Raw genomic sequence first — 23,134 nt, 5'->3', positions numbered from 1 at the left:
GCCTTTAGGAGAGAGATTTAGGGTGAGGATTTTTAATACAGCCTTGTTCTAACTTACCCACGCAATTATTCTTTATCAACCCTATAATCAAAAAAACACCGAAACCACGATGGCCGATAAAATTCATGTATTATTGGTAGACGACGATGAAGATGATTTTATCATTACCCAGGATATTATACAGGATATTCCGGGCCGGCATTATTCTTTGGAATGGTCCCGTTCTTTTAACGAAGCTTTGAGCCTGATAAAAGAAAAAAAGCACGATGTATATTTGGTCGATTACCGCTTGGGGGCCGAAGATGGACTGGAACTGATTACCCAATCGATTGAGAGCGGTGCTGAAGCGCCCTTTATTTTACTTACCGGCCAAAGCGACCGCGAAACCGACGAAAAGGCTATGCGGGTCGGCGCCTCTGATTACCTCGTTAAAGGTACTTTCGACCAGTACGACCTGGAGCGCTCTATCCGGTACAGCATAGAACACGGTAAAAACCTGGCCGAAATCCGGAAACTGAACGCGGAGCTGGAAGAAAGGGTGGCCGCCCGTACCCGCGAACTGGGCGAAGCGGTGCAGAAACTCGAACACACGAACAAAACGCTTTACCAGGCCCAAGTCGAAATCCGGAAAGCTTTGCAGAAAGAAAAAGAGCTGCACGAGCTCAAATCAAGGTTTGTAACCATTGCCTCGCACGAATTCCGGACACCTTTAAGCACCGTGCTTTCCTCGGCCTCGCTTATTTCTAAATACAAAACCACCGACGACGACGACAAACGGCAGAAGCACGTAGAGCGCATTAAATCAGCGGTAAGTAACCTTACTTCTATTTTAAACGATTTCCTCTCGCTTAGCCGCATCGAAGAAGGTAAAATATACAATGTGCCCTCAGAGTTTGATTTGGTGGCCTTTGCCGGCGAAATAACCGAAGAAATGCAGAGCGTGGTAAAGCCCGGCCAGCAAATTTATTATCAGCACACCGGCGAACTGGCTACGGTAAACCTCGATAAAAAATTATTAAAGAATATTTTATTAAATTTATTGTCGAACGCGAGCAAATATTCCGCCGAAGGCAAAGACATTTATTTTAATACCCGTTTAACGCCCGAAGCGCTAATCCTTACGGTGCAAGACCAGGGCATTGGTATTCCGGATGCCGATAAAACCCATTTGTTTACGCCTTTTTTCCGGGCGCAAAACGTTACCAATATTCAGGGAACCGGTTTAGGTCTGAATATTGTAAAAAGATACGTTGATATAATGCAGGGTACCCTCACGTATAATAGTGAACTAAACCAGGGCACTACCTTTACCATCACCATTCCGCAAGCTGCTTAACCTATGAAAAAGATACTGCTGATAGAAGATAACCAGGAAATTCGCGAAAATATTGCCGAGATTTTAATGCTGGCCAATTACAACGTACTCGAAGCCGAAAATGGCAAAGTAGGCGTAGAATTAGCTAAAAACGAAATCCCGGATTTAATTATTTGCGATATCATGATGCCGCAGCTGGATGGCTATGGGGTGCTGCACATGTTAAGTAAAAACCCGGCCACATCGGGCATACCATTTATTTTCTTAACAGCTAAATCTGAGAAAGAAGATTTTCGGAAAGGCATGAACCTGGGTGCCGACGATTATTTGATTAAGCCATTCGATGATCTGGAGTTGCTGGATGCCATTGAAATGCGCCTGAAGAAAAGCGAAATCTTAAAAGCTGATTTTCAGAAGAATGTAACCGGACTGAACGATTTTATCCAGGAAGCCCGCGGCCTGGAAGACTTGAATAAACTACTCGCCGACGAACGCAAAGTAACGTTAATCCGCAAGAAACAACCGCTTTTTTCGGAAGGCAATTACCCCAACTCGTTGTTTTTTCTTAACTCCGGTAAAGTTAAAACTTACAAAACCAACGCCGAAGGCCGCGAATACATTACCAGTTTGTACAAAGCCGGCGATTTTATTGGCTACCTCGATTTGTTAGAAGACAAGCCTTACCGCGAATCGGCGATGGCCTTGGAAGACTCCGAAGTTTGCCTGATTCCGAAAGAAGATTTTTTTGCACTGCTCTACAACAACCGCGACGTTGCAAATAAATTTATTAGAATATTATCGGATAACCTCGCTGAAAAAGAAGAACGGTTATTAAAGCTGGCCTATAATTCGGTGCGCAAACGCGTAGCCGAATCGCTGTTGTTGGTGGAAAAGCAGTACCAGCAGGACAAAGGCCAGAATTTTCAGGTTACTATTTCGCGCGAAGATTTAGCCAATATTGTGGGCGCTTCCAAAGAAACCGTTATCCGCACCCTCGCCGATTTTAAAGACGAAAAATTGATTGATATTAACGGTGGTAAAATTATTATTCTGAACTCGGAAAAGTTGGCGCGGTTACGGAATTAAAATATTGGTGCTAAAATATTTCAAGCCTTCTCACGCATCTGCTTGTAAACCCTAATGGCCATCAACAACAACACAATCAAAGCCGCCAAGCCCAGCAAACCGTAAACCATGCCTAAGGCGTTTTTTAAGATTACTAAAAATACAATCGCAAACAAGAAAATAGTGGCTACTTCGTTCCAGACCCGCAGTTGCGTAGACGACCAGGTAATTACGTTTTTTTGCTGTTGCTTAAATAAGCGGTGGCAGTAGAAATGGTAGCCGTACAAGCCAATTACAAAGGCTAATTTTAAGTGCAGCCAGGTGGGCGTAGCGCCGTACAGGTACCACATAGTGGGGCCAAAGATAAAGGTAAGTACCGCCGAGGGCCAGGTAATACCGTACCACAGCCGCCGCTGCATTAATTTAAATTGGTTCTGTAGAATCGATTTTTCGGGCTCGGGTTTGTCCTGGGCTTCGGTAAAATAAATGAACAGCCGGGGCATGTAAAACAAGCCGGCAAACCAGGTAACCACAAAAATAATGTGCAGGGCTTTTAGGTATAAGTATGACATACGTTAAAGTCTTCCTGCAATATTACTCATCTAAAGGCAATCTGGTTCTTTTTGCGCAGCATTTCTGGTTTTAAATTGATAAACATCCCCGCAAATAGTGATGTAAATCATCTTTCGGCAGCGGCAATCTCCCGAAATTTGTAAGGAATATTAACAACTATGCAAAACCAGTTTAAAGTCCTGACCTTATCTTACAAGCAAGCCCCTATTGCCGTGCGGGAATCTGTTTCTTTAAACGAAAGTGCCGGTCGGAGTTTATTAGAAAAAATAAAAGAATATACCCCGGTGCGCGAAGCCTTGGTGCTCTCTACCTGCAACCGTACCGAAATTTATTATACCGCCGAAGCTTCTTTGGAGCAGGAGTTAATTAAATTATTAGCTATCGAAAAAGGCTTTATAGCGATTAAGAATATTCAGCCGTACTTCCGGCACATAACCGATGGCAACTTGGCGGTGCAGCATTTATTTAGGGTAACCCTGGGCCTGGAGTCGCAGGTAGCCGGCGATATGCAAATCATGAACCAGGTAAAAAACGCTTACCAAATGGCTACTGATGCTGGTATGGCTGGTCCGTTTTTACACCGCTTGCTGCATACCATTTTCTTCGCCAATAAGCGCGTAGCCAACGAAACAGCTTTCCGCGACGGGGCTGCTTCGGTAGCTTATGCCACCGTAGAATTAGTAGAAGAGCTTTCCCGGAATGTAACGAACCCGCGGGTACTCATGATTGGCTTAGGCGATATTGGCGCTACCGTAGCCCGCAACTTTGTAAAATCAGCCTTAAAAAATATTGTAATTACCAACCGTACTTATACCAAAGCCCAGGCCCTGGCGCAAGAATGTAACCAAACCGCTGTGCCTTATGAGCAGGTCTGGGACGAAATAAAAATAGCCGATGTGGTTATCTCGTCGGTACCCGGCGATTGCTTTTATATTGATGGAGCTACAGTAGCCAAATTTGGTGGTAACGCACCAAAGCATTTTATTGATTTATCGATGCCCCGCAGCATTGATAACAACATTCAAAATTTACCCGGCGCTACCGTTCACAACATCGATGGCATCCGGAATCGCGCCACCGAGGCCTTAACCAAGCGTTTAGCCGCTGTGCCCCAGGTAGAACAAATTATAGCTGAAGCCATGGCGGAGTTTAGCGCCTGGACAAAAGAAATGGCCATCTCACCGGCGGTGCAGCAGTTTAAAAATACTCTAGAAGAAATCCGGCAAAAAGAAATGGCCCGTTACTTAAAAAATTTAGGCGAAGCCGAAAGAGGAATTCTGGAAGAAGTAACAAAGAATATTCTGCAAAAAATTGTAAAACTGCCCGTTTTGGAGTTAAAAGCAGCCTGCCAGCGCGGCGAATCCGAAGAATTATTAGCGGGTTTAAATGCTTTATTCAACCTCGAAAAGCAAACTGCGTAATACGTTAAAGTTTAGTTCTGATAAAAAGCCCCACTTCTATGGTTAGGAGTGGGGCTTTGGTTTTTATGTATTTGCAGGTATGTATTGCGTTGTGCGTAGAGTTAGCGAAGCGCTCTACGCACCTTGAGGAATGCCAATCTTAGATTGGTGTAATTAAATAATTAAAAGTACTTACCAACTCCATTAGCCGCTGCTATAAATCTGGTAAGATTCAAGAATATTTGATTTTAAAACTACAGCCTTAACCTTTATTGCAAAGGCTATAGAATATGATTGAAGTGAATAGTTTGTGGCTTTATTTATTATCACGCCAATCAGAGATTGGCATTCCTATAAATGCATAGAGCGCTTCGCTAACTCTACGCATAACTGGGGAATATATTGCGTTGTGCTAACTCTACGCATAACTAACAGCTTCGCAAAAAGACTGAATTGGTTATATCTCAATTTTGATGGAGCTTTAAAACCAATTTGTAATTACTTACAACTTATTACTTAATACTTTCCACTTGCTTAAATAGCTTTACTAAACACCTGCTGACCAACGGTGGCTTGCGTTTGATGACGGCGGTCGAAGACCATACAAATATTACGTACAAAGGCTTTACCCAAAGTTGTTACCGTTAAACCATCCGGGTGCAGGTGCAATAAGCCTTCGGTTTCCATGGTGTGCAGGGTTACCCAGGCATCTGGGGTTAAAGTAGCCCGAAGCGCATCGGTAAAAGAGGTTTCGCCTTTGCAGGCAATGTCCAGAATGGTTTCCTTTATAAGTAAATCATCCTCGGTTAAGAAGTGGCCTTTTAAAATAGCCAGTTCGCCGGTTTGGATGTTCAGGTTATAGTCTTCTACTTTTTTCTGATTTTGCAGATAAGCGTATTTGGCATCGCTGATAGATGAGGTGCCCAGGCCAATGAGTAAATCGGTGTGGCAGGTGGTGTAGCCCATAAAGTTGCGGTGCAGGGTTTTGTTTTGCATGGCCTCGTACAAGGCGTCGTTGGGCAGGGCAAAATGGTCCATGCCAATATCAGTGTAACCCAAGGCTTTTAGTTTTTCCAGACCCAATTCGTACAAAGCTCTTTTCAGGTGGTGGTCGGGCAAATCTTTTTCGGTGTAGCTGCGCTGCCCGGGTTTAAGCCAGGGCACGTGGGCGTAAGAATAAAAGGCAATGCGGTCGGGCCGCAGCAAAGCTACTTTATTAATGGTATCGCCTACGCTTTGTAAAGTTTGGTAAGGCAAACCGTAAATTAAATCGTAATTAACCGAGTCGTAACCAATTTCGCGGGCCTCGCGGGTGGCTCTTTCTACGTTGGCGTAAGGCTGCAAACGGTTTATGGTGCGTTGTACTTTCTCATCGAAATCCTGAATGCCGTAGCTTACCCGCCGGAAACCCAAATTATATAAAGTTTGCAGGTGGGCACGGGTGGTGTTGTTGGGGTGACCTTCAAAACTAAATTCCCGCTCCGGGTGAATTTCGGCGTTGGCAAATATACCTTCCAATAATAATTGTAAGTTTTCGGGGCTGAAAAAAGTAGGCGTGCCACCACCCAGGTGCAGTTCCCGGATAATGGGTTTCTCCGGAAAATGATTTAAATATTGTGTCCACTCCGCTAATAAAGATTTAATGTAACCAGCCTCTACACCGTGGTTTTTGGTAATGCGGGTATTGCAACCACAGTAGGTACACAGCACCTCGCAGAAGGGCAGGTGAATATACAAACTAATGCCTTTTTCCTGGTTCGATTCGGCGAACGTACGTTTTACCACATTAAACCATTGGTCTGCAGCCGGGCGGTCGGTATCCCAGTAAGGAACGGTGGGGTAACTGGTATACCGTGGCGCCGGCACGTTGTATTTCTGAATCAGGAGATCGTTGGCTAAATTCATTTTTCTTAAGCAGGACCGCAACTTACATTTGCCTTTTTAGCAGAAAAAAGAAAAAAGATAAACAGCAGCCAAGGTTTTATTTTCTTTTCAAAATTACCACTCAGCTTATTTTAAAGGTATGATAAACGTTAGGAGCAGAGATGATAAAAATCAAAACAAGAATAAAAATATTGCCGAAGATTGCTTCAGGATAAGCAATTATTAATATTTACACCAGTAACTAGGTAAGCCAATCGGGTTAAATGCTTAGGGTTAAATGCGTAATTTTGATTTTTATCGTTTAATTAATTGATTTACAGGTTATTTAATATTACCTTCATTAAAGTTTGCCTTTGGGCAAGCAACTGATCCTTTTATTATCCTTCTAATGAATTTAGGCGATAACATAGTACTTAAAGATATTGCCTTATTCAGCCAGTCAGAAGCCGAAGAAGCGGCTATGGTAATGCGGTATTTTTACAATAAAGAAAAATCTTCGGTGAAGAAAACAGTTTACCAGAATTGCCTGGATAAACTAGAAGAACACTTGCTGCTGGCCTATACTGTTAAAAGCCAAACGGCGGCGGAGGCCTTAAACCGTACCAAAGAATAAAATTTAAATTCTCTTATCCGGTTAAAAAACAAGGGCCGCAAAAGTATATTTACTTTTGCGGCCCTTGCGGTTGTAAGTACTTTAGGTTAAAGTTTGTTTCGGCTTAAAATTAACTTTATTGCGCATCCGGAATAAAATCCAGCGAAACAGAGTTTACGCAATGGCGGGTATTTTTAGGCGTAAAGCGTTCGCCTTCAAACACGTGCCCCAAATGACCACCACAATTGGCGCAAATAATTTCTATGCGTTGTCCGTCGGCATCTGGTACCCGTTTTACCGCGCCCTCAATTTCATCGTCGAAGCTGGGCCAGCCGCAGTGCGAATCAAACTTATCGGCCGAGTGGTAAAGTGGCGCATTGCACTGCCGGCAAACGTAAGTACCGGGCTGCTTGTGGTTGTAAAATTTGCCGGTATACGGAAACTCCGTGCCTTTGCGTAAAATAACCCTTTCCTCTTCGGGGGTTAACTGGTTATATTTCGTTTCTTCAGAACTAATCATAATATATTGGGTTAGCGCAAACCGTTAAATAAAATATGCCGGGCTGCGGTTGTTTTGGTACGTATAAGTAACAAATTTAATTATAAAACGAAATTCTAACAACAACAGTTCGGATTTAGCCCAAGGCTTAAAAAACCAAAATGCACATGTAGTTACTACTTTATAGTGGTTACAAATCGAAATATTTAGAGCAAATTAAAAAGAGGCAGTATTTTGGCCGCTTAGTTTTGTAAATTTGCGTTAAAGCTAGCAGCGCAAAAATCAGGTTCGGCCAACATAAACTAGCCACCGTTGGGCTGCAATTCCAAAAGTCTCCAGAAAAGTTAATGGCCGTAGCAGAACCGGGTAATTTTTTTAAGCAAAAACGCAGTGCTTCCGAAATTAAAGCCGAGATTTTACCTCAATATTTTAAGTGGTGGGTTGCCAACGCAGCTAATCTTCCCGCAGCGGTTCCGGAAAAAGTAATTTACCTCGATTTACAAGCTGGCACGGGTTATAGCCCCGAAGAACAACCAGCCGCCCCGGTTTTACTTTTGCAGCAAATCGCCGAAGATATTTCTACAGAAGATAACCCCTATCATTTGGTGCAAACGTATTTCTACGATGGCAACGAAGCAAATGTAAATAAGCTTCAGGAAAATGTGCTGGCCTTGCCTTTTTACCCAAATTTAGTTAAGTCGCCTAGTATAAGTTCAGAGCCCGAAACAGCTGAAATCTTGCTGCCAGAGGTAAAAGCATATCCGACGCTTATTGCTCTTGATTCTCTTACCGGGAGCTTTGCTACCCAAGTGTTGACTTCAACCTTGCCTGGCGCTAACGCCGATTTTTTTATGGTGATTAGTTACAACAAAATGCGGCAGGCATTATTAGCCGCAAAACCAGATAGCGGGCTGGAATTACTTTTTAAAGATACCCTACCGCAAATCCGGGAGAACGACCAACGGGAAAAAAGCACTAAAAAACGGGAGCAGCAACTGGTGCTGGCCTGGGCAGCGGCTTTTAAAAAGCATGGCTACTTTACTTTTAGGTTTAAAATTAATCTGCCGGGTAAAGACCAAACCAGCCATTATTTATTCTTGGCTACCCCCAATAAGGCTGGTTATTTAGCCCTGAAGGAAATAATGTACCCGTACAGCGTATTGCAGGAAGATGGGGTGCCTTTATATATCTCGGACCAGAAAGAACAACCACCCTTGCTACCCGGCTTCTTTCGGCTGATAAGCGAATATGGCCAGGAAAATTTAACGAACGAATTAGCGCAGCAGAAAAGTTTGTTTCATTATAAAACGGTGCAGGCTATTTACGAAGAACACAGTGTGGGTACGCCCTACATTAAAATTAACTATCTAAAAGCTTTAACCCAGTTAAAAGAAGCAGGCATCCTGAATTTGGTAGACCAAAATAACAAACAGGTAAAAACGATTACCGATACAACGGTAGTTTTTTATAAATTACACGGCCAGAAGTAAACCGGCCCAATATTTTCTTGGGAGTAGGGCTTAAATTGAGTTTTAAAGCCGATGCCAAACTGTTTATTCAAATAAGGCAGGCAATTTCTCATTGCACCAGAAAGTTCTTTTAATATTAATACTTACGGCTTGTCTGGGCTTTGCCAGGTTAGTGGTATAAATTACCGGCCAAATAAAGTAGTAAGTGTTCGTGATTGCTTTAACTAAAATATCAATTAAATATATTTTTAATGGCAGAAAAAGAGTTTGCGCAGCACGTAGCAATAGTAACGGGAGCCGGTCAGGGTATTGGTTTTGAAATTTGCCGGCAACTGGCCAAACAAGGCGCCGCCGTAGTCCTGAACGATCTGGATGTTGATTTAACGGCCCAGGCCGCTGCTAAAATTAACCAGGAGGCACCCGGCCAATGTTTTGGCTTGGCCGGCAATGCCGCCGACGTAAATTTTGTGCAGCAACTGGTAGCAACGGCTGTTGACCGCTTTGGTAAACTTACCCTGGCCATTGCCAATGCCGGTATAACTTTATTTAACGATTTTTTAACGTACTCGCCGGAAGCTTTGCGCCAGGTATTGGATCTGAATATGGGGGGCAGTTTTTTTCTGGCCCAGGCAGCTGCCCGGCAAATAATTACCCAAAACAGCGGGGGCAGTATTTTGTTTATGTCGTCGGTTACGGGGCACCAGGCCCACAAACAATTGGCCGCATACGCCATGACCAAAGCGGCCCTTGAAATGCTGGCTAAAAACCTGGTTATTGAATTATCGCCGTACCAGATTACGGTAAATGCCGTTGCGCCAGGGGCCACATTAACCGAACGTACGGCCCTGGATACGCATTATGCCGAAACCTGGGCTGGCTTAACGCCCATGGGCCGGCCGGCTTACCCGCAGGATATTGCGCAGGCTGCTTTGTTTCTGGTTTCGGATAAGGCCCGGCACATTACCGGCCAGACCTTGGTAATCGATGGCGGCTGGTCGGCTATTAGCCCTTCGCCATTTTAATAAAATTATTGGGGATCGATAGCGGCTACCCTACTTGTATAAAAAGAAAATCCGGCAGTGCTAAACTGCCGGATTTGCCTGATAATTCGCCACCCGAAATAATAAAATTGGGGCTAAGAACTTTATAAAATATCGTCTCTTTTGTCTTCGGTAACGGTTAGCAGCACCACTTCAATATTGCGCTGCGATTTTTCCAGAACTTTAAAGTCATATTCGTTGAAAACCGCCGTTTCGCCAATCTCCGGAATGGTGCCGTAAATAACGTTAATTAAACCGCCCACCGTTTCGTAGTCTTCGCCTTCGGGTAAAGGGTACGGCAGAAAATCATTAACATCCAGAATAGAAGCCGAGGTATTCACTTTATACTCAAAGTCGCTGATTTTTTCTACTACCGGCACTTCTTCATCGTACTCATCCTGAATTTCGCCTACTAACTCTTCCATGATATCTTCCATGGTAACAATACCCGACACGCCGCCAAACTCATCCGACACAATGGCCATGTGAATGTGACTGCGCTGGAAATGTTGTAATAAGCGGTTAATCTTTTTGGTTTCGGGTACAAAATAGGCCGGCCGGATAAGTTGTTCCAAAACAATGGGCTCGCCCCGACGAATTACAATAAGCAAATCCTTTACATACAGAATACCCACAATATTATCGATGGTTTCTTTGTAAATAGGTATGCGGGAATAGCCCTCATTAAACACCATGTCTAGGATTTTATCTTCCGAGGCTTCTATGTCCAGGGCGGCTAGCTTGGTACGGGGCACCATAATTTGCTTTACCATGCGGTCATTAAATTCAAACACGTTCTCAATAAGTTCGTGCTGCGAGTCTTGCATGGCGCCGCTTTCTTTACTTTGCTCAAAAATAAGGCGCAATTCTTCGGAACTGTGTACTTCGGCCCCGTGCATAGGCGTAATACCAATGGCCCTTAAAATTAAATTAGAAAAGCCGTTTAAAAGCCAGATGGCCGGCCAGGAAATAAAGTAAAAAAAACGGAGCGGTAAAGACAACGCCAGGCTGGTTGCCTCGGGCCGCTGTATGGCCAAAGATTTAGGCGCTAATTCGCCGAATACTATATGCAGAATAGTTATGACGGCAAAAGAAATAGGTAAAGCAATTTTATGCGCCAGGGCCTCGTCGCCGGCAAAACCCGAGGCATGCATAATATTTATAATTATTTCCGACACTACGCTTTCGCCAATCCAGCCTAAACCTAAACTGGCCAGCGTTATGCCCAATTGCGTAGCCGACAAATAAGCATCCAGGTTGTTAATCATGGTTAGAGCCACCTTGGCCAGCGGGCTGCCGGCCTGGGCGCGGAGTTCAATCTGAGAGGCCCGCACTTTTACAATCGCAAATTCAGCGGCCACAAATAAACCATTCAGAAGTACCAGAAGAATGGTTAATAGTATGTTTAAGATCATAGTTAGCGCTTACAATCGCAGGTAAGCATCGTGTAATTATCCCCAAAGATAAAAGTAAGGCAATATAAAAAAACAAAAGCAGGTAAGTTTTATGGGTTTTGCCTTTGGGTATAGTATATGGAAAAATTAAAAATAAGTTATAAAAAGATGTTTCGTTCTGTAATAAAGGCACAAATTATTTGTCTGCCTAACCTGTAAACCAAATTTTAAGATTTCTTGAAACTAAAAATAGTAATTTTGTACCCGATAAATAAGCATTAATACCCGTACGGGAAAAATATAAAATGAGATTATTAAAAATATTCGGCCTGATTATAAGTTTAGCCTTTTGCTACCGCCCTGGTGTGGCGCAGGTACTGCAACCAGCCCGCTGGACTTACGATGTAAGTAGTGCCCAGGCTAAAGTAGGCGAGGAGGTAGACCTTATCTTTAATGTAACCATTCAGAACGACTGGTATTTATATTCGTCGGATTTTGATCCGGATTTGGGGCCAACCGTAACTACTTTTACTTTCCGGCCGCATCCTTCTTACGCTTTGGTGGGCAAAATAAAACCGGTTAATCCTAAAAAGAAATATTCTGATATTTTTAAAGGGGAGTACACCTATTTTGTAAAGAATGCGCAGTTCCGGCAGAAAATAAAAGTACTGAGCCCGGATTTACTTGTGCAGGGTTCTTACGAATATCAGGTCTGTACCGATGTTGATGGCAAATGCATTCCGTTTGAAGACGATTTTACCTTTAACCAGATTAAAGTAAGCGGCACTACGGCAGCTCCGGCTACGCCCGAAAAAGCACCCACTGCTGCCGATGCGCTCGCGTCTAAACCGGCAACTTATGACTCCGATAAAAATACGGGCTTATTAACCGACGACCCGCAATATCAGAATTTAATTGCCGAGGTAGATTCCGCCCGCGCCGACTCTTCCCGGCTGGCACAATCGTTGGCTACAACCTTACCCGATACCAGTGCGCCGCTAGCTGTAAATACCACTTCTTTATCGCCGGCCGGTAATATGGGAGCTACTGATACCAGTTTGCGTAGCTTTGTTTTGCTGGCATTTATTACCGGCTTACTGGCTTTGCTTACGCCCTGCGTATTCCCGATGGTGCCCATGACGGTAACTTTTTTTACCGGCAACAGTTCTAACCGGGCGCAATCCATTTTAAAGGCCTTTGTTTACGGCGTATCTATTGTGGTTATTTATACGCTTATTGGTACGCTGTTCTCTAAACTGGCCGGACCCGAAGCTGCCAATTTTATATCTACACACTGGCTGCCCAATATTTTATTCTTTCTGATTTTTCTTTTATTCGGCATGTCGTTCTTGGGTATGTTTGAGATTACGCTGCCCAGTTCTTTGGTAAATAAAGCCGATGCCCAGGCCGACAAAGGCGGCTGGTACGGCGTATTTTTTATGGCTTTTACCTTGGTGCTGGTATCGTTTTCGTGCACTGGACCATTGGTAGGCAGTATTCTGGTATCCTCGGCTGGCGGCGAAACCTTAAAACCCATTGCGGGTATGCTGGCCTATTCTACTGCTTTTGCTTTGCCGTTTACGTTGTTTGCAGCCTTTCCGTCGTGGCTTAAAAGTTTACCCCGTTCGGGTGGGTGGCTCAACAGCATTAAGGTTTGCCTTGGTTTTATTGAGTTAGCGCTGGCATTAAAATTCCTGAGTATGGCCGACCAGGCGTACCACTGGGGCATTCTGGACCGGGACGTGTTTATCGCCCTCTGGATTGTAATATTTACCTTGCTGGGGTTTTATTTACTGGGTAAACTTAAATTCTCCCACGACTCCGACCTGAAATTTATTAGTGTGCCCCGCATTATACTGGCCATACTGGTATTTTCTTTCGTGGTTTATATGGTGCCTGGTTTGTTTGGCGCTCCTTTAAAAAGTTTAGCGGGATATTTGCCGCCGCAATCGTCGCATGATTTTGATTTGGGTGCTCTTATGCAGCAAAACAGCCGCGGGGGAGCGGCCATTGCGCCTGCCAATGACCTTTGTGAAGAACCCAAGTACGCCAATTACCTGAAGCTGCCCCACGGTCTTACCGGTTACTTCGATTTAGAGCAGGCCAAGCGTTGTGCTGTAGCCCAGAACAAACCAATATTTATTGATTTTACCGGTCATGCCTGCGTTAACTGCCGCGAAATGGAAGCCAATGTGTGGTCGGACCCGGAAGTGCTGCGGCGCTTGCAAAACGATTATGTAATAGTGGCTTTGTACGTGGATGATAAAGCCGAATTACCGAAAGAAGAGTGGTACGTATCTGCTTACGACAAAAAAGAAAAGCGTACCTTAGGTAAGAAAAACGCCGACTACCAGATTACCCGTTTCCAGAATAATGCCCAACCTTTTTACGTATTAATGGACCCGGCTACCGAAAAACCATTGATGGCACCTACGGCTTATAACCTGGATGTAACGGCTTTTATAAAATTTTTAGATGCCGGTAAAGCGCAGTTTAAGAAAGAACAAGCACCGCAATAAAAATTAATTTGCTTGTGATGCACCTGTAAAGAACAAACCTATGAAATACGTCTTTTTCTTTTATAGCTTTTTAATCGGTTTGGTGGCTGTAGCGCAGGTGAAGAATACCGTACCAGCCAAATCCCGTACCGATAATAAAAATAAAATGACGCTGGTGATTCACGGTGGGGCCGGTACCATTACGCGCCAAAGCATGACTCCTGAAAAGGAAAAAGCGTATAAAGCGGTGCTGAACGAGGCATTGCAAGTGGGTTATGCTGTGCTTAAAAAAGGCGGTACCAGCCTCGATGCCGTGGTGGCTACCATCCAGGTTATGGAAGATTCGCCGTTGTTTAATGCCGGGAAAGGTGCCGTGTTTACCAGCGAAGGCAAAAACGAAATGGATGCAGCCATTATGGATGGGGCAACTTTAAAAGCCGGCGCGGTGGCCAGTGTTACTACCATTCGCAACCCCGTTACGGCGGCGCGGGCTGTAATGGAAAAATCGGAACACGTGCTGCTGATTGGGCCGGGAGCCGAAAAATTTGCGAAAGAAAAAGGCCTGCCGCTGGTTGACCCCAGTTACTTTTATACCGAACCCCGCTTTCAGCAACTCGAGAAAATACGTAATACCGAAAAAAACAAGCTGGACCACGAAGGCGGCAAAGGCGCTTTAAATGTTAAATCAAACACTCCTGACGAGGCTTTAGCCGATTTAATTTACACCGAAGGAAAAAAGTTTGGTACTGTGGGTGCGGTGGCATTAGACCAGTTTGGCAATTTGGCGGCGGCTACCTCTACGGGCGGTATGACGAATAAACGCTACGGGCGCGTAGGCGATGCGCCCATTATTGGGGCCGGTACTTACGCCGATAATAATACTTGTGCCGTTTCGGCCACCGGCCACGGCGAATATTTTATTCGGTCGGTGGTGGCCCACGATATTGCTGCTTTAATGGAATACAAAGGCTTATCGGTTAAAAATGCCGCCGAAGAAGTTGTTATGAAAAAACTGGTGCAACGCGGTGGCGAAGGCGGCGTTATTGCCCTAGACCGGAACGGTAATTTTGCCATGCCATTTAACTCAGCGGGTATGTACCGGGGCTATATAAAAGCCGATGGCAAAAGTGAAGTGCTCATCTACAAATAAGGCAGTTACAACCAGATTTATCGAACGATTTGTTTACAATAATCAAATTTGTACGTAAATTGCCATAAGAGCCCGAATAAACTTTAAACCAGATAAAAACCGAATGGAAAGCCCATTAGCCGTTGCCAATTATTTTATCACCAAATCTTTGGATACTGGCCAGCTTTTAACAAACATGAAGCTGGTTAAACTGGTGTACCTGGCACATGGCTGGCATTTAGGTTTAACGAACCAACCCCTGATTAGCGAAGGAACCGAAGCCTGGAAATACGGGCCGGTAGTGCCATCGGTGTACGATAGTTTTAAAAACTACCAGGGCAACCCCATTACTCAACTGGCGCACACGGTTACACCTACCGGGCAAATTTCTTATTTCCCGTTATCCGACCCTAAATTAACCGAGTTTTTAGACCGTATCTGGGATGTTTATAAACGGTACAGCGCCGTAGAACTTTCGGCTTTAACCCACCAGGATAACTCGCCGTGGTACGAAACCTGGCACCAGCACGGCGGCAAAGAAAACCGCGGCGTAATAATACCCAACGAACGTATCGAAAGCCACTACAAGCAACTGGCCGAAAATAATTTAAAGGCGCATGCAGCCGCCTAGTTTCCCGAACCTCGCTGCCATACAACCCCAGCCGCTTCCTTCTGACCCCGCTGCCCTGCGGCAAGGAGAAAAGGAGGACGATTGGTTTGCGCAGGATAAACGGAAACAAGCCCATTTTCGGGAGCAGCGCGCCAAAAGTGTTATTCATTATTTAATTCTGAGCATTATATTTTTAATCGGTTTTTGTTTGGCCGGAGCTTTACTGGTGCGGGCCCTGCACCTGGTTTTACCCGAAAGATGGATTTGGCTTACCGCCAAGCAAATTGATGTGATTGATGATCTAGGCAAGCTGGCCATTACCGGGGCCTTGGGTGGTTTAATAACCCGTTACCTGAATAAAAACGCCGAAGAATAATTTTTAACTAACCTATCTACGGGTACCTAAGCCTGAGGTACCCGGCACTGGTTGCCGCAATTGTAATATTCTCTATTTTAATAGCGCCAGCAAAATCCTGCGCATAAAACTTTAACCTGGTTTAAATATCCATCGAACCGGTCAGGTTGGTATTTTCTGGTGGTGGCCAGATGTTTAGGTAAGAATATTTGTTTTAAATATTAGTACTTTAAAATATTATAATTTGGTTTTTTGAACCTTTCTGGTAAAATGAATATTTATAAGTGTTAAAAACGAACAGATTAGCGGATTGGATCGGTAAAGAGTACCAAAAATAAAAATGCTTAAATATTTAGGCGATTACCGATAAACTGCTATTTTTGGGCAAAGTTTCTACAAAAAAGACAAATCTTAATCTAAGTTTCTGCAATTCTGAATATGCGCTACAAATTTACTACGCTGCTGTTGTTGTTTATGCTGTTTAGTTGGGTAAGCCGGGCCCAAACGGGTATCCAAACCCGCTTAGCCTATACTTATCAGGATAAATTTGAATTTTCGGATGAATGGCAATATTTGTCGACGGATATTTATTTGTTTAACGGTAGCAAATTTACCCGCGTGGTAAATGAGTTAGAAACCGGGGCCGGCCGCGATAAAAAGAACTACCGCAACAACTTAGAATATTTGTTTATATCGGCGCAACTCAAAAATATTAAAGTATTTGGCAACGATAACGTTATTTACCCGCTTTATAACTTTACCGTTAATACCGATAAAAAAGAGTACACCACCCAAATTAGCGATAATATTGAGGTAATCCGGATTATTGACAAATTGCCGGTTTCCGACGAAAGCAAAAATATTGATGCTACCATTTCGGCTAAGGCTATTACCACCGACGAGAGCGGCGAAATGTTTAATATTGTATCGTCGCAGTTGTTAAATATTTCCAAGCTGACCAATCCGACCGGGGCATTAATGTCGTTGGTGGGTGAGTTTGGCAATTTGCTGGGCAGCACTTCTAAAAAGAAAGAATACCGCTTTAGCTCCACCATCCGGCTGTACGAAGGGCAAAATTTTGATACCCGTTTGCACTCGGCGCGTATTTATATGCTGGTACCGCCCGATGCCAAGGCGCCTACCTTGCGTATGGCCCGCTTTGCCGAATATTTGGGCAGCGGCGTATCTGGCCTGGATCGCAAAAAAATTGAAGAGTTGGTTAATTACAAAGAATATCCTTTTCTGGTAATCGCCAATTACAAATCGTTGTACAAAACCGATGTTTTAAGCGGAAACGAAATTACCACCGAATCGATTGAAAAACGCAAACTCAAAATAAACAACGCCCACGATGCCGGCCTGGTAAAAGACGAAACGTACAAGCAGGAAATGTATTACATTGAGTACCTGCGAAGCTTTGCCGAGCTAAAGCAAAACCTGAATAATTACAACCTCAACTACAAAAACAATGTGTCGGAGGCTAACTCTAAAACGTTATTTTCGATAATACAAAGTTACCGCACGCTTAAAAACACCCAACGGCAGCGCGAAAAAGAATTTGCCAAAAACAGTACTTTCCAGACGGTATTTAAGCCCGAGTACCAAGCCATTGCTGCCAGCGCCGATTTGTACCTGGAAGGCGACCACAACCTGAAAAACAGCAAAGAATTGGTGCTGACCTTACTGGAACTGGATACTGAAATCAAAAATAATCCCAATGCGGCGAAGCGCGAAGCTTACCTGGCCAAATTAAATGCGGTAGAATTGCCCGGAAAAGACTTTCTGGCCGCTACTATTGAAGGCGAAGCCATTACCCGGTATATTAAACTGCTCGAAGATTTACAGTACAAAGAGCTTTTTGAAAAAGATGTAAACAAATTAGCTCTGTTACCCGCCACCGACGAGAACCTGGCTTTCCGGAACAGTTTATTAGAAAGAGCCAGCGCTACCAAATGTGTAAGTTGCCGCGACCAGGTAAAAGTAGCCGTACTGGCTTTTAACAAACGTTACGAAGCCGCCAAAGCCGAAGAAGCCGCCAAAAAGACCGAAGAATTGCGCCTGGTAGCCGACCAGAAAGTTATGGATTTTCTGAAGAAGAAATACTGCATTGAAAACAATATTGCCAGCACTTACCCCCAGAAAGACCAGATTCCTGCTTATATAGTCCGGTACAGCGAAAAAAATACAGAGTTGGGCAAACAAGCCGATGAACTGGGCAATTTATTGAAGGTCACGCCTAAAACCGATAAACTCCAGACCATTGTTGATTATAACAACCGTTTGGAAATGCTGATAAAACAAACGGAAGCGGGTTATACCGAAATCTGTACTGCCGAGAAAGCGCTTTGCGGTTGCCAGGGTAATTAACTAAATCTGACTTTTATAAGAGCAGAAAAGACTAAGTCCCTGTATAAAAGAAAAGCCCCGCCAGAATTTTCTGGCGGGGCTTTTCTTTGTATAAATAATTAAGCCAACTGGGCTTCCAGTTTTTGCGCTAAAGCATTTTTAGGCACGGCACCTACTTGCTTATCAACTACCTGGCCGTTTTTAAATACCAGTAAAGTTGGAATGCTGCGGATACCAAATTTAGCCGAAGTTTGCGGATTGGCGTCTACGTCTACTTTTCCAACCACTACGCGGCCTTCGTAATCGCCGGCCAGTTCTTCAACTACCGGACCTACCATGCGGCAAGGTCCGCACCACTCGGCCCAAAAGTCTACGAGTACGGGTTTATCAGAATTTATGATTTCTTCGAAATTAGAATCGGTTATTTCAATTGCTTTGTGTCCCATGACAATTAAATATAGTTAGTATAAAGTAAAAATTTAAAAATATTATACGTAGTATAATACGAAACAGGTCTCAAAAAGGTAGCCAAACTTTACGCTCTGCCAATATGGCCGGAAAACCAGGTGCTATTTGCTTTAGCCACCAGCCTACACTAGTTGATACCAAATAAAATAAATTCTGAAGAATATTACAACCTTAGTGGTTGTGCTGCACCAAGGTAATGGGCTGTTTGGTTCTTAAAATTTCTACCATACCCGATAAGTTTTGCTTATCGGCGGGTTCTTCGTCTTCTAAGTAATTATTCCAGTTATCTACTTTAAGTTGTTTGTTGCCCGCAAACTCGTTAGAAGTAAGTACATAGCTGCCTCTTTGCAGGTTTATACCCTGCAGTACCCGGTCGGCACCGGCACGGCCATAAATGGTAATGTACATGGTATCGGTAGGGCTTACAAAAGCCAGGCTAATGCCCGGCGACATAGCCGACTCCGAAAACGTAAACAGTTTTTTGGTGCGGTCGAAACTTAAATGCGGGTCAGTAGCCACTTTGGCTTCGCGTAAAGAATAAATTTTTAGTTTACCGGTCGCAATGGCGGCATCGGTTAGTTGTTTGCCTTCTTTATCTACAACTGAAAAAGCCAGGTACTGCCGTTTTAAGGTTTGGGCCAGTACCAGCGAGGCAGAAAGAACTCCTAATACCAAAGTTAAAAATGCATGCTTACGTGGTAATTTAAAATAATTTGCCATTGTGTTCTTTACTTTTTAAGCGTTTAATAATTTGAAGCCCGGTAGCCGGTTATAATAACTTGCCGGAGCAGTTATTATTATTCTTTTCTCCGCAATTTATTCATTGGCCTGGTACAGAAACTAAATCCAATACCGTAGAAAAGAACTAATTTCCGCACTTTCTCGGCCAAGTTAAATAATTGCCCGGGCAAGCAAGGCAAATTTAACAAAATCCTGGCCAAACAATGCTTCGTTTAACTAAATGTAGGAATATTCCTATATTAATTAGATAAGGGCACTGCTGGTTAAACCTAAGCTACAATTTATGCTATATTTTTATTAGGGGTGCGGGCAAGAAGTAATGCTATAATCTACCCAGGTAGTGTGTTCACTTATTAAATTGGTAGTGGCTGGTTAAGCAATAGCTTGCTAAAGACTAGCAGTAATATAACGGCGGGGAGGCCGGTTGCCAATATTCTTACCCGGAGTTTACCTGAATAATATTTAGCTTTTTTTCTGTTTTTTTGTTATCAAAAAAACTGTCACCGGGTTGTGTTACCAAAACGGGTGATTTTAGGCTTTCTTTTGCTAGGTAAATTAAGACCTTTTGGGTTGGTTATATATTACGGACCTAGAAGCACTAGCTATGGTTTTTCAAAGCTAAATCATTTGCTGGATTATAGGTGTGATGAACACCATTTTCAGGACTATACCTAAAAATGAGTATTGCAGCCTTTAAAAGAACCACCTACTTTTAAATGGTTAATAATCATTTAAATATAAGCTTTTATGCAAAAAATTACCAGTATTCTTTCTTTGTGCCTCCTGTTGGGAATTTTAAGTTCCGCTTCATGTGAAAAGGACCCTGAGCCCGAGCAAGACCCCAAGCAGCTAATTGTTGGCACCTGGCAACGGACAAGTATTGAATTTGCGAATAACGGAATCTGGCGCGAGGATAACGGTACCTGCCATTTGGATGATACCGAAGAATTTACCGCCGATGGTAAATGGATTTTTAAACCGGGTACGCAATTATGCTCTGGGCAAACTTTAAGCGGAACAAGCGGTACCTATCGTTTTGTTGAGGGCGATACAAAAATTATTTTTACTTACGCTCATACTAGTGGCGAATATACCAGAACCATAGATGTCCTGGATGACCAAAATATGATTCTTTCCCATGCGGTTGGTGATATAAACAACACCGAGGCTAGAATGACTTACATTAAAAGATAAGTAAACCCATTTGCTTTTGAGAATAGTCTTTTGCGCTAAGTGAAAAGGGATGAGAAAATTCGTGGGGCGCTTTGCATTTCTTTCACCTCGGTCTGTCCCCCGACGGACCAAAAATGCTGTTACTTTGTTTGTTTATCACATTCATGAAATGATTCTTTAATTACTAAACTAACGCTCTGGATACGGTTTAGTTAAGGCTTGTCTTTCGGTTTGTGAGGGCACAGACTGCGGCGGAGGTGGAGCGGTATATATGAGTAGAAATATTGGTAAGTTTTCAACTTGCACTAGTTACAAACTGGCTGTTAAAAAAGCCACAAATTACCGCTGCGCTCAAACTTGCGGCATGTGGGAGTTCAGGTTAATTATTATATAAGGATTTTAAATTTCGGGCTATTGCAATATCTTCAATTGAGCCAATCCTTATTTTAACAGGTTTTCCTCCAGAATTTTTAATCCAAATTCTAAATTCGCTTTGATATGAATGAAGAATCTTTTTATCAAATACACCCAATGCTCCATTTTGAGTATTAGGGTTAAAGTAATTCACTAAGCCATATTCAAAATCATAATTTTGTCTTTTTAATTCCTCTGTTACTCTGTCAATAAAAGTTGTGGGATCTTCTATAAGAATTATAGAATCTCCAAAATTTTGAAATCTAGGATCCAACTTATAAAAATTTTTTACTGTATCAGGTGTAACTGCAGTGCAGGAAAATATACTTCCACTTTCAGTATTGTTATAAGTTATCCGATAGGCGGAAGAAAGATGAATGTGTTCTTTGTTAAATTTAGAGAATTCAAATATTTTGCCATTCACATCTTTTAATTTAAACCAATCAACTTGTAAAATATCGATGGCACCTTCTAAATGGTCGAATCTCTCCTGATTTTCATCTTTTTTCTTGAATGCTTCAACGGTATTGAAAAACATCTCTCCAGTGTAAAAAAATAGCTCCATAAATTGGTGGTCACCAATCTTAAATAATTTAGAAACTAATTTTTCCATCAGTAAATCAACTTTAACTTAGCGCATTATTGCTTTTTAATTTTCTCTTTTGCCAATTCCGCAATTCCTAAAGAGCACATTAAACCGGTAAAGCTTATTCCCCGCTTTTTGGCTAAGGCCTTAAATTTTCCGCCGTGTCAGGTGAAAAACACCTGACACTTATTGGCAGCAACAAATTCTTACAACAATTTACAAGCCCCAATATTATTCTCCTTTACCTTAGCAATAAAGGTTTTCGGGTCGATGCGGTATTTGCGGGAGAACATTTCGATGTAGAGGCGCTCGGTGGCGTCGGTTAGCATGAGTTCTAACTTTTTCTGGCCGGGGGCGGCTAAAGCGGCTTCTTCTATGCGGTCGATGAGCAGGTCGTTCAGGGTCCGGATATCGATGTCCAGGCGCACGCCCTGGGCCAGTTTATCGGCCAGCGTATTTAGCGGCTGTATGTTAACAGGTTTTAACTCCCATGCCCGTTCTCGATCCAGAACCCCGCCGCGCCACGCGAATAATCGCCGGTGACGGTATTGACGCCCTGCCCCATCAGTTCGGTCACCAGCAGGCCGCGTCCCATGCCCTGGAGCATCGATTCGAAGTCGCCGGCGTTGGCCTCGACCTGCAGGTTGTGCACGCCGCCGGCGTTGGCGGTGGTCGCCAGGCCCAGCTTGCGCGCCGAGTAGCTGCCCAGGATGTAACGCTGCAACACGCCGCCCTTGACCAGCGGCGCCTCGCGCGTGGCCACGCCTTCGGAGTCGAACGAACTGGAGCGGAAGCCGCGCTGCAGGAACGGCAGTTCGTCGACGGCGAACCAGTCCGGGAACAGCTGCGTGCCGGCGGCGTCGACCAGGAAGCTGGCGCGGCGGTACAGCGCGCCGCCGGACACGGCGCCCAGCAGGTGGCCGACCAGCGAGCGCGCCATCTCCGAGGCGAACAGCACCGGATACTCGCCGGTGGCGATCTGGCGCGGTTCCAGGCGCGAGACGGCGCGCTGCGCCGCCTTGCGGCCGATGGTGGCGGCCGATTCCAGGTCGTCGGCCGACAGGCCGATGCTGTACCAGCCATCGCGCTGCATCGCGTCGCCACGACCGGCGATCAGCGCGCAGCCCAGGCTGTGCTGGGTGCCGCGCTCGCGACCGACGAAACCGTGCGAATTGGCGTACACGCCCAGGCTTTCGCCGGTGCCGACCGAGGCGCCGTCGGAATTCTCGATGCGCTTGTCCAGCTCGCGCCCGGCCTGTTCGCAGGCCAGCGCCAGGTCGATGGCGCGATCGGCGTCGATGACCCACGGGTGCCAGGTGTCGAACTCGCGCAGGTCGGTCGCCATCAGCGCCGCCTCGGCCAGCCCGGCCGCCGCATCGTCCTCGGTGTAGCGGGCGATGGCGCAGGCCTGCTCGACGGTGGCGGCCAGGCTGTCCTCGCGCAGGTCGGCGGTGCTGGCGCTGCCCTTGCGCTGGCCGAAATACACGGTCACGGCGATGCCGCGGTCGCGGGTGGACTCCACCGTTTCGACCTCGCCCATGCGCACGTTGACGCTGAGGCCCGATTCCTCGGTGCACGACACC

The 23,134-nt window shown here is 44.5% G+C and carries 21 protein-coding genes; 12 read left to right on the top strand and 9 right to left on the bottom strand.

Annotated elements, in window-relative coordinates; translation table 11 throughout:
* Positions 1 to 109 precede the first annotated feature (109 nt).
* Positions 110 to 1,336 (top strand): sensor histidine kinase, encoded by a 1,227-nt coding sequence (locus ACO1R6_RS18145; RefSeq protein WP_486266458.1) that lies wholly within the window; start codon positions 110 to 112, stop codon positions 1,334 to 1,336.
* 3 nt (positions 1,337 to 1,339) lie between these two features.
* Positions 1,340 to 2,401, top strand: coding sequence for a response regulator (locus ACO1R6_RS18140; protein WP_486266457.1), 1,062 nt, complete (start codon positions 1,340 to 1,342; stop codon positions 2,399 to 2,401).
* Between the two features lie 20 nt (positions 2,402 to 2,421).
* Here the strand turns inward: ACO1R6_RS18140 and ACO1R6_RS18135 are convergent, their stop codons facing one another.
* Positions 2,422 to 2,952, bottom strand: coding sequence for a CopD family protein (locus ACO1R6_RS18135; protein ID WP_486266456.1), 531 nt, complete (start codon positions 2,950 to 2,952; stop codon positions 2,422 to 2,424).
* Between the two features lie 159 nt (positions 2,953 to 3,111).
* Between ACO1R6_RS18135 and hemA the strand changes: the two genes are divergently transcribed.
* A complete protein-coding gene (gene hemA, locus ACO1R6_RS18130; RefSeq protein ID WP_486266455.1) occupies positions 3,112 to 4,374 on the top strand; it encodes a glutamyl-tRNA reductase in 1,263 nt (420 codons plus the stop codon).
* Positions 4,375 to 4,887: 513 nt separating this feature from the next.
* Here hemA and hemN read toward each other — a convergent pair.
* Positions 4,888 to 6,258 (bottom strand): oxygen-independent coproporphyrinogen III oxidase, encoded by a 1,371-nt coding sequence (gene hemN, locus ACO1R6_RS18125; RefSeq protein WP_486266454.1) that lies wholly within the window; start codon positions 6,256 to 6,258, stop codon positions 4,888 to 4,890.
* 367 nt (positions 6,259 to 6,625) lie between these two features.
* Between hemN and ACO1R6_RS18120 the strand changes: the two genes are divergently transcribed.
* On the top strand, positions 6,626 to 6,850 hold the full coding sequence (locus ACO1R6_RS18120; protein WP_486266453.1) for a hypothetical protein: 225 nt from the start codon (positions 6,626 to 6,628) through the stop codon (positions 6,848 to 6,850).
* Between the two features lie 115 nt (positions 6,851 to 6,965).
* Here ACO1R6_RS18120 and ACO1R6_RS18115 read toward each other — a convergent pair whose 3' ends face one another.
* Positions 6,966 to 7,349, bottom strand: coding sequence for a methionine-R-sulfoxide reductase (locus ACO1R6_RS18115; protein WP_486266451.1), 384 nt, complete (start codon positions 7,347 to 7,349; stop codon positions 6,966 to 6,968).
* A 326-nt stretch (positions 7,350 to 7,675) separates the two neighbouring features.
* On the opposite strand from ACO1R6_RS18115, the gene tcmP reads away from it, so the two are divergent.
* Together tcmP and ACO1R6_RS18105 are read left to right on the top strand one after the other, a co-directional pair.
* Positions 7,676 to 8,818, top strand: a complete 1,143-nt coding sequence (gene tcmP, locus ACO1R6_RS18110) for a three-Cys-motif partner protein TcmP (RefSeq protein WP_486266450.1) — start codon at positions 7,676 to 7,678, stop codon at positions 8,816 to 8,818.
* A 230-nt stretch (positions 8,819 to 9,048) separates the two neighbouring features.
* A complete protein-coding gene (locus tag ACO1R6_RS18105) occupies positions 9,049 to 9,819 on the top strand; it encodes an SDR family NAD(P)-dependent oxidoreductase (RefSeq protein WP_486266448.1) in 771 nt (256 codons plus the stop codon).
* A gap of 122 nt (positions 9,820 to 9,941) precedes the next feature.
* Here ACO1R6_RS18105 and ACO1R6_RS18100 read toward each other — a convergent pair whose 3' ends face one another.
* Complete coding sequence (locus ACO1R6_RS18100; protein WP_486266447.1) at positions 9,942 to 11,252, bottom strand: hemolysin family protein; 1,311 nt, start codon at positions 11,250 to 11,252, stop codon at positions 9,942 to 9,944.
* 284 nt (positions 11,253 to 11,536) lie between these two features.
* Between ACO1R6_RS18100 and ACO1R6_RS18095 the strand changes: the two genes are divergently transcribed.
* From ACO1R6_RS18095 to ACO1R6_RS18075, 5 genes are all read left to right on the top strand, one after another.
* The gene (locus ACO1R6_RS18095) at positions 11,537 to 13,750 is read left to right on the top strand and encodes a protein-disulfide reductase DsbD family protein (RefSeq protein WP_486266446.1); all 2,214 of its coding nucleotides are present in this window, start codon (positions 11,537 to 11,539) and stop codon (positions 13,748 to 13,750) included.
* Between the two features lie 145 nt (positions 13,751 to 13,895).
* On the top strand, positions 13,896 to 14,879 hold the full coding sequence (locus ACO1R6_RS18090) for an isoaspartyl peptidase/L-asparaginase family protein (protein WP_486266507.1): 984 nt from the start codon (positions 13,896 to 13,898) through the stop codon (positions 14,877 to 14,879).
* A 103-nt stretch (positions 14,880 to 14,982) separates the two neighbouring features.
* Entirely contained in the window at positions 14,983 to 15,489 is a 507-nt protein-coding gene (locus ACO1R6_RS18085) for a Panacea domain-containing protein (RefSeq protein ID WP_486266444.1), read from the top strand.
* The gene (locus ACO1R6_RS18080; RefSeq protein ID WP_486266443.1) at positions 15,476 to 15,844 is read left to right on the top strand and encodes a hypothetical protein; all 369 of its coding nucleotides are present in this window, start codon (positions 15,476 to 15,478) and stop codon (positions 15,842 to 15,844) included. The genes ACO1R6_RS18085 and ACO1R6_RS18080 overlap by 14 nt, the downstream gene beginning before the upstream one ends.
* Before the next feature lie 417 nt (positions 15,845 to 16,261).
* Positions 16,262 to 18,190: a hypothetical protein gene (locus ACO1R6_RS18075; protein WP_486266442.1), complete on the top strand. Its 1,929-nt coding sequence runs from the start codon at positions 16,262 to 16,264 to the stop codon at positions 18,188 to 18,190.
* A gap of 98 nt (positions 18,191 to 18,288) precedes the next feature.
* Here ACO1R6_RS18075 and trxA read toward each other — a convergent pair whose 3' ends face one another.
* Together trxA and ACO1R6_RS18065 are read right to left on the bottom strand one after the other, a co-directional pair.
* Positions 18,289 to 18,615 carry a thioredoxin gene (gene trxA / locus ACO1R6_RS18070; protein ID WP_486266441.1) on the bottom strand — a complete coding sequence of 109 codons (327 nt, stop codon included), beginning with the start codon at positions 18,613 to 18,615 and terminating at the stop codon, positions 18,289 to 18,291.
* A gap of 193 nt (positions 18,616 to 18,808) precedes the next feature.
* The gene (locus tag ACO1R6_RS18065) at positions 18,809 to 19,357 is read right to left on the bottom strand and encodes a hypothetical protein (RefSeq protein WP_486266440.1); all 549 of its coding nucleotides are present in this window, start codon (positions 19,355 to 19,357) and stop codon (positions 18,809 to 18,811) included.
* A gap of 768 nt (positions 19,358 to 20,125) precedes the next feature.
* Here ACO1R6_RS18065 and ACO1R6_RS18060 point away from each other — a divergent pair.
* Entirely contained in the window at positions 20,126 to 20,572 is a 447-nt protein-coding gene (locus tag ACO1R6_RS18060) for a lipocalin family protein (RefSeq protein ID WP_486266439.1), read from the top strand.
* 358 nt (positions 20,573 to 20,930) lie between these two features.
* Here ACO1R6_RS18060 and ACO1R6_RS18055 read toward each other — a convergent pair whose 3' ends face one another.
* From ACO1R6_RS18055 to ACO1R6_RS18045, 3 genes are all read right to left on the bottom strand, one after another.
* Positions 20,931 to 21,578, bottom strand: a complete 648-nt coding sequence (locus tag ACO1R6_RS18055) for a hypothetical protein (RefSeq protein WP_486266438.1) — start codon at positions 21,576 to 21,578, stop codon at positions 20,931 to 20,933.
* A 179-nt stretch (positions 21,579 to 21,757) separates the two neighbouring features.
* Positions 21,758 to 21,979, bottom strand: a complete 222-nt coding sequence (locus ACO1R6_RS18050) for a hypothetical protein (protein WP_486266437.1) — start codon at positions 21,977 to 21,979, stop codon at positions 21,758 to 21,760.
* A 53-nt stretch (positions 21,980 to 22,032) separates the two neighbouring features.
* A partial coding sequence (locus tag ACO1R6_RS18045; RefSeq protein WP_486266436.1) for a metallopeptidase TldD-related protein occupies positions 22,033 to 23,134 on the bottom strand: 1,102 nt, incomplete at its 5' end.

The sequence above is a fragment of the Adhaeribacter sp. genome, assembly GCF_057359045.1.
This window is presented reverse-complemented; position numbering and strand designations above follow the sequence as displayed.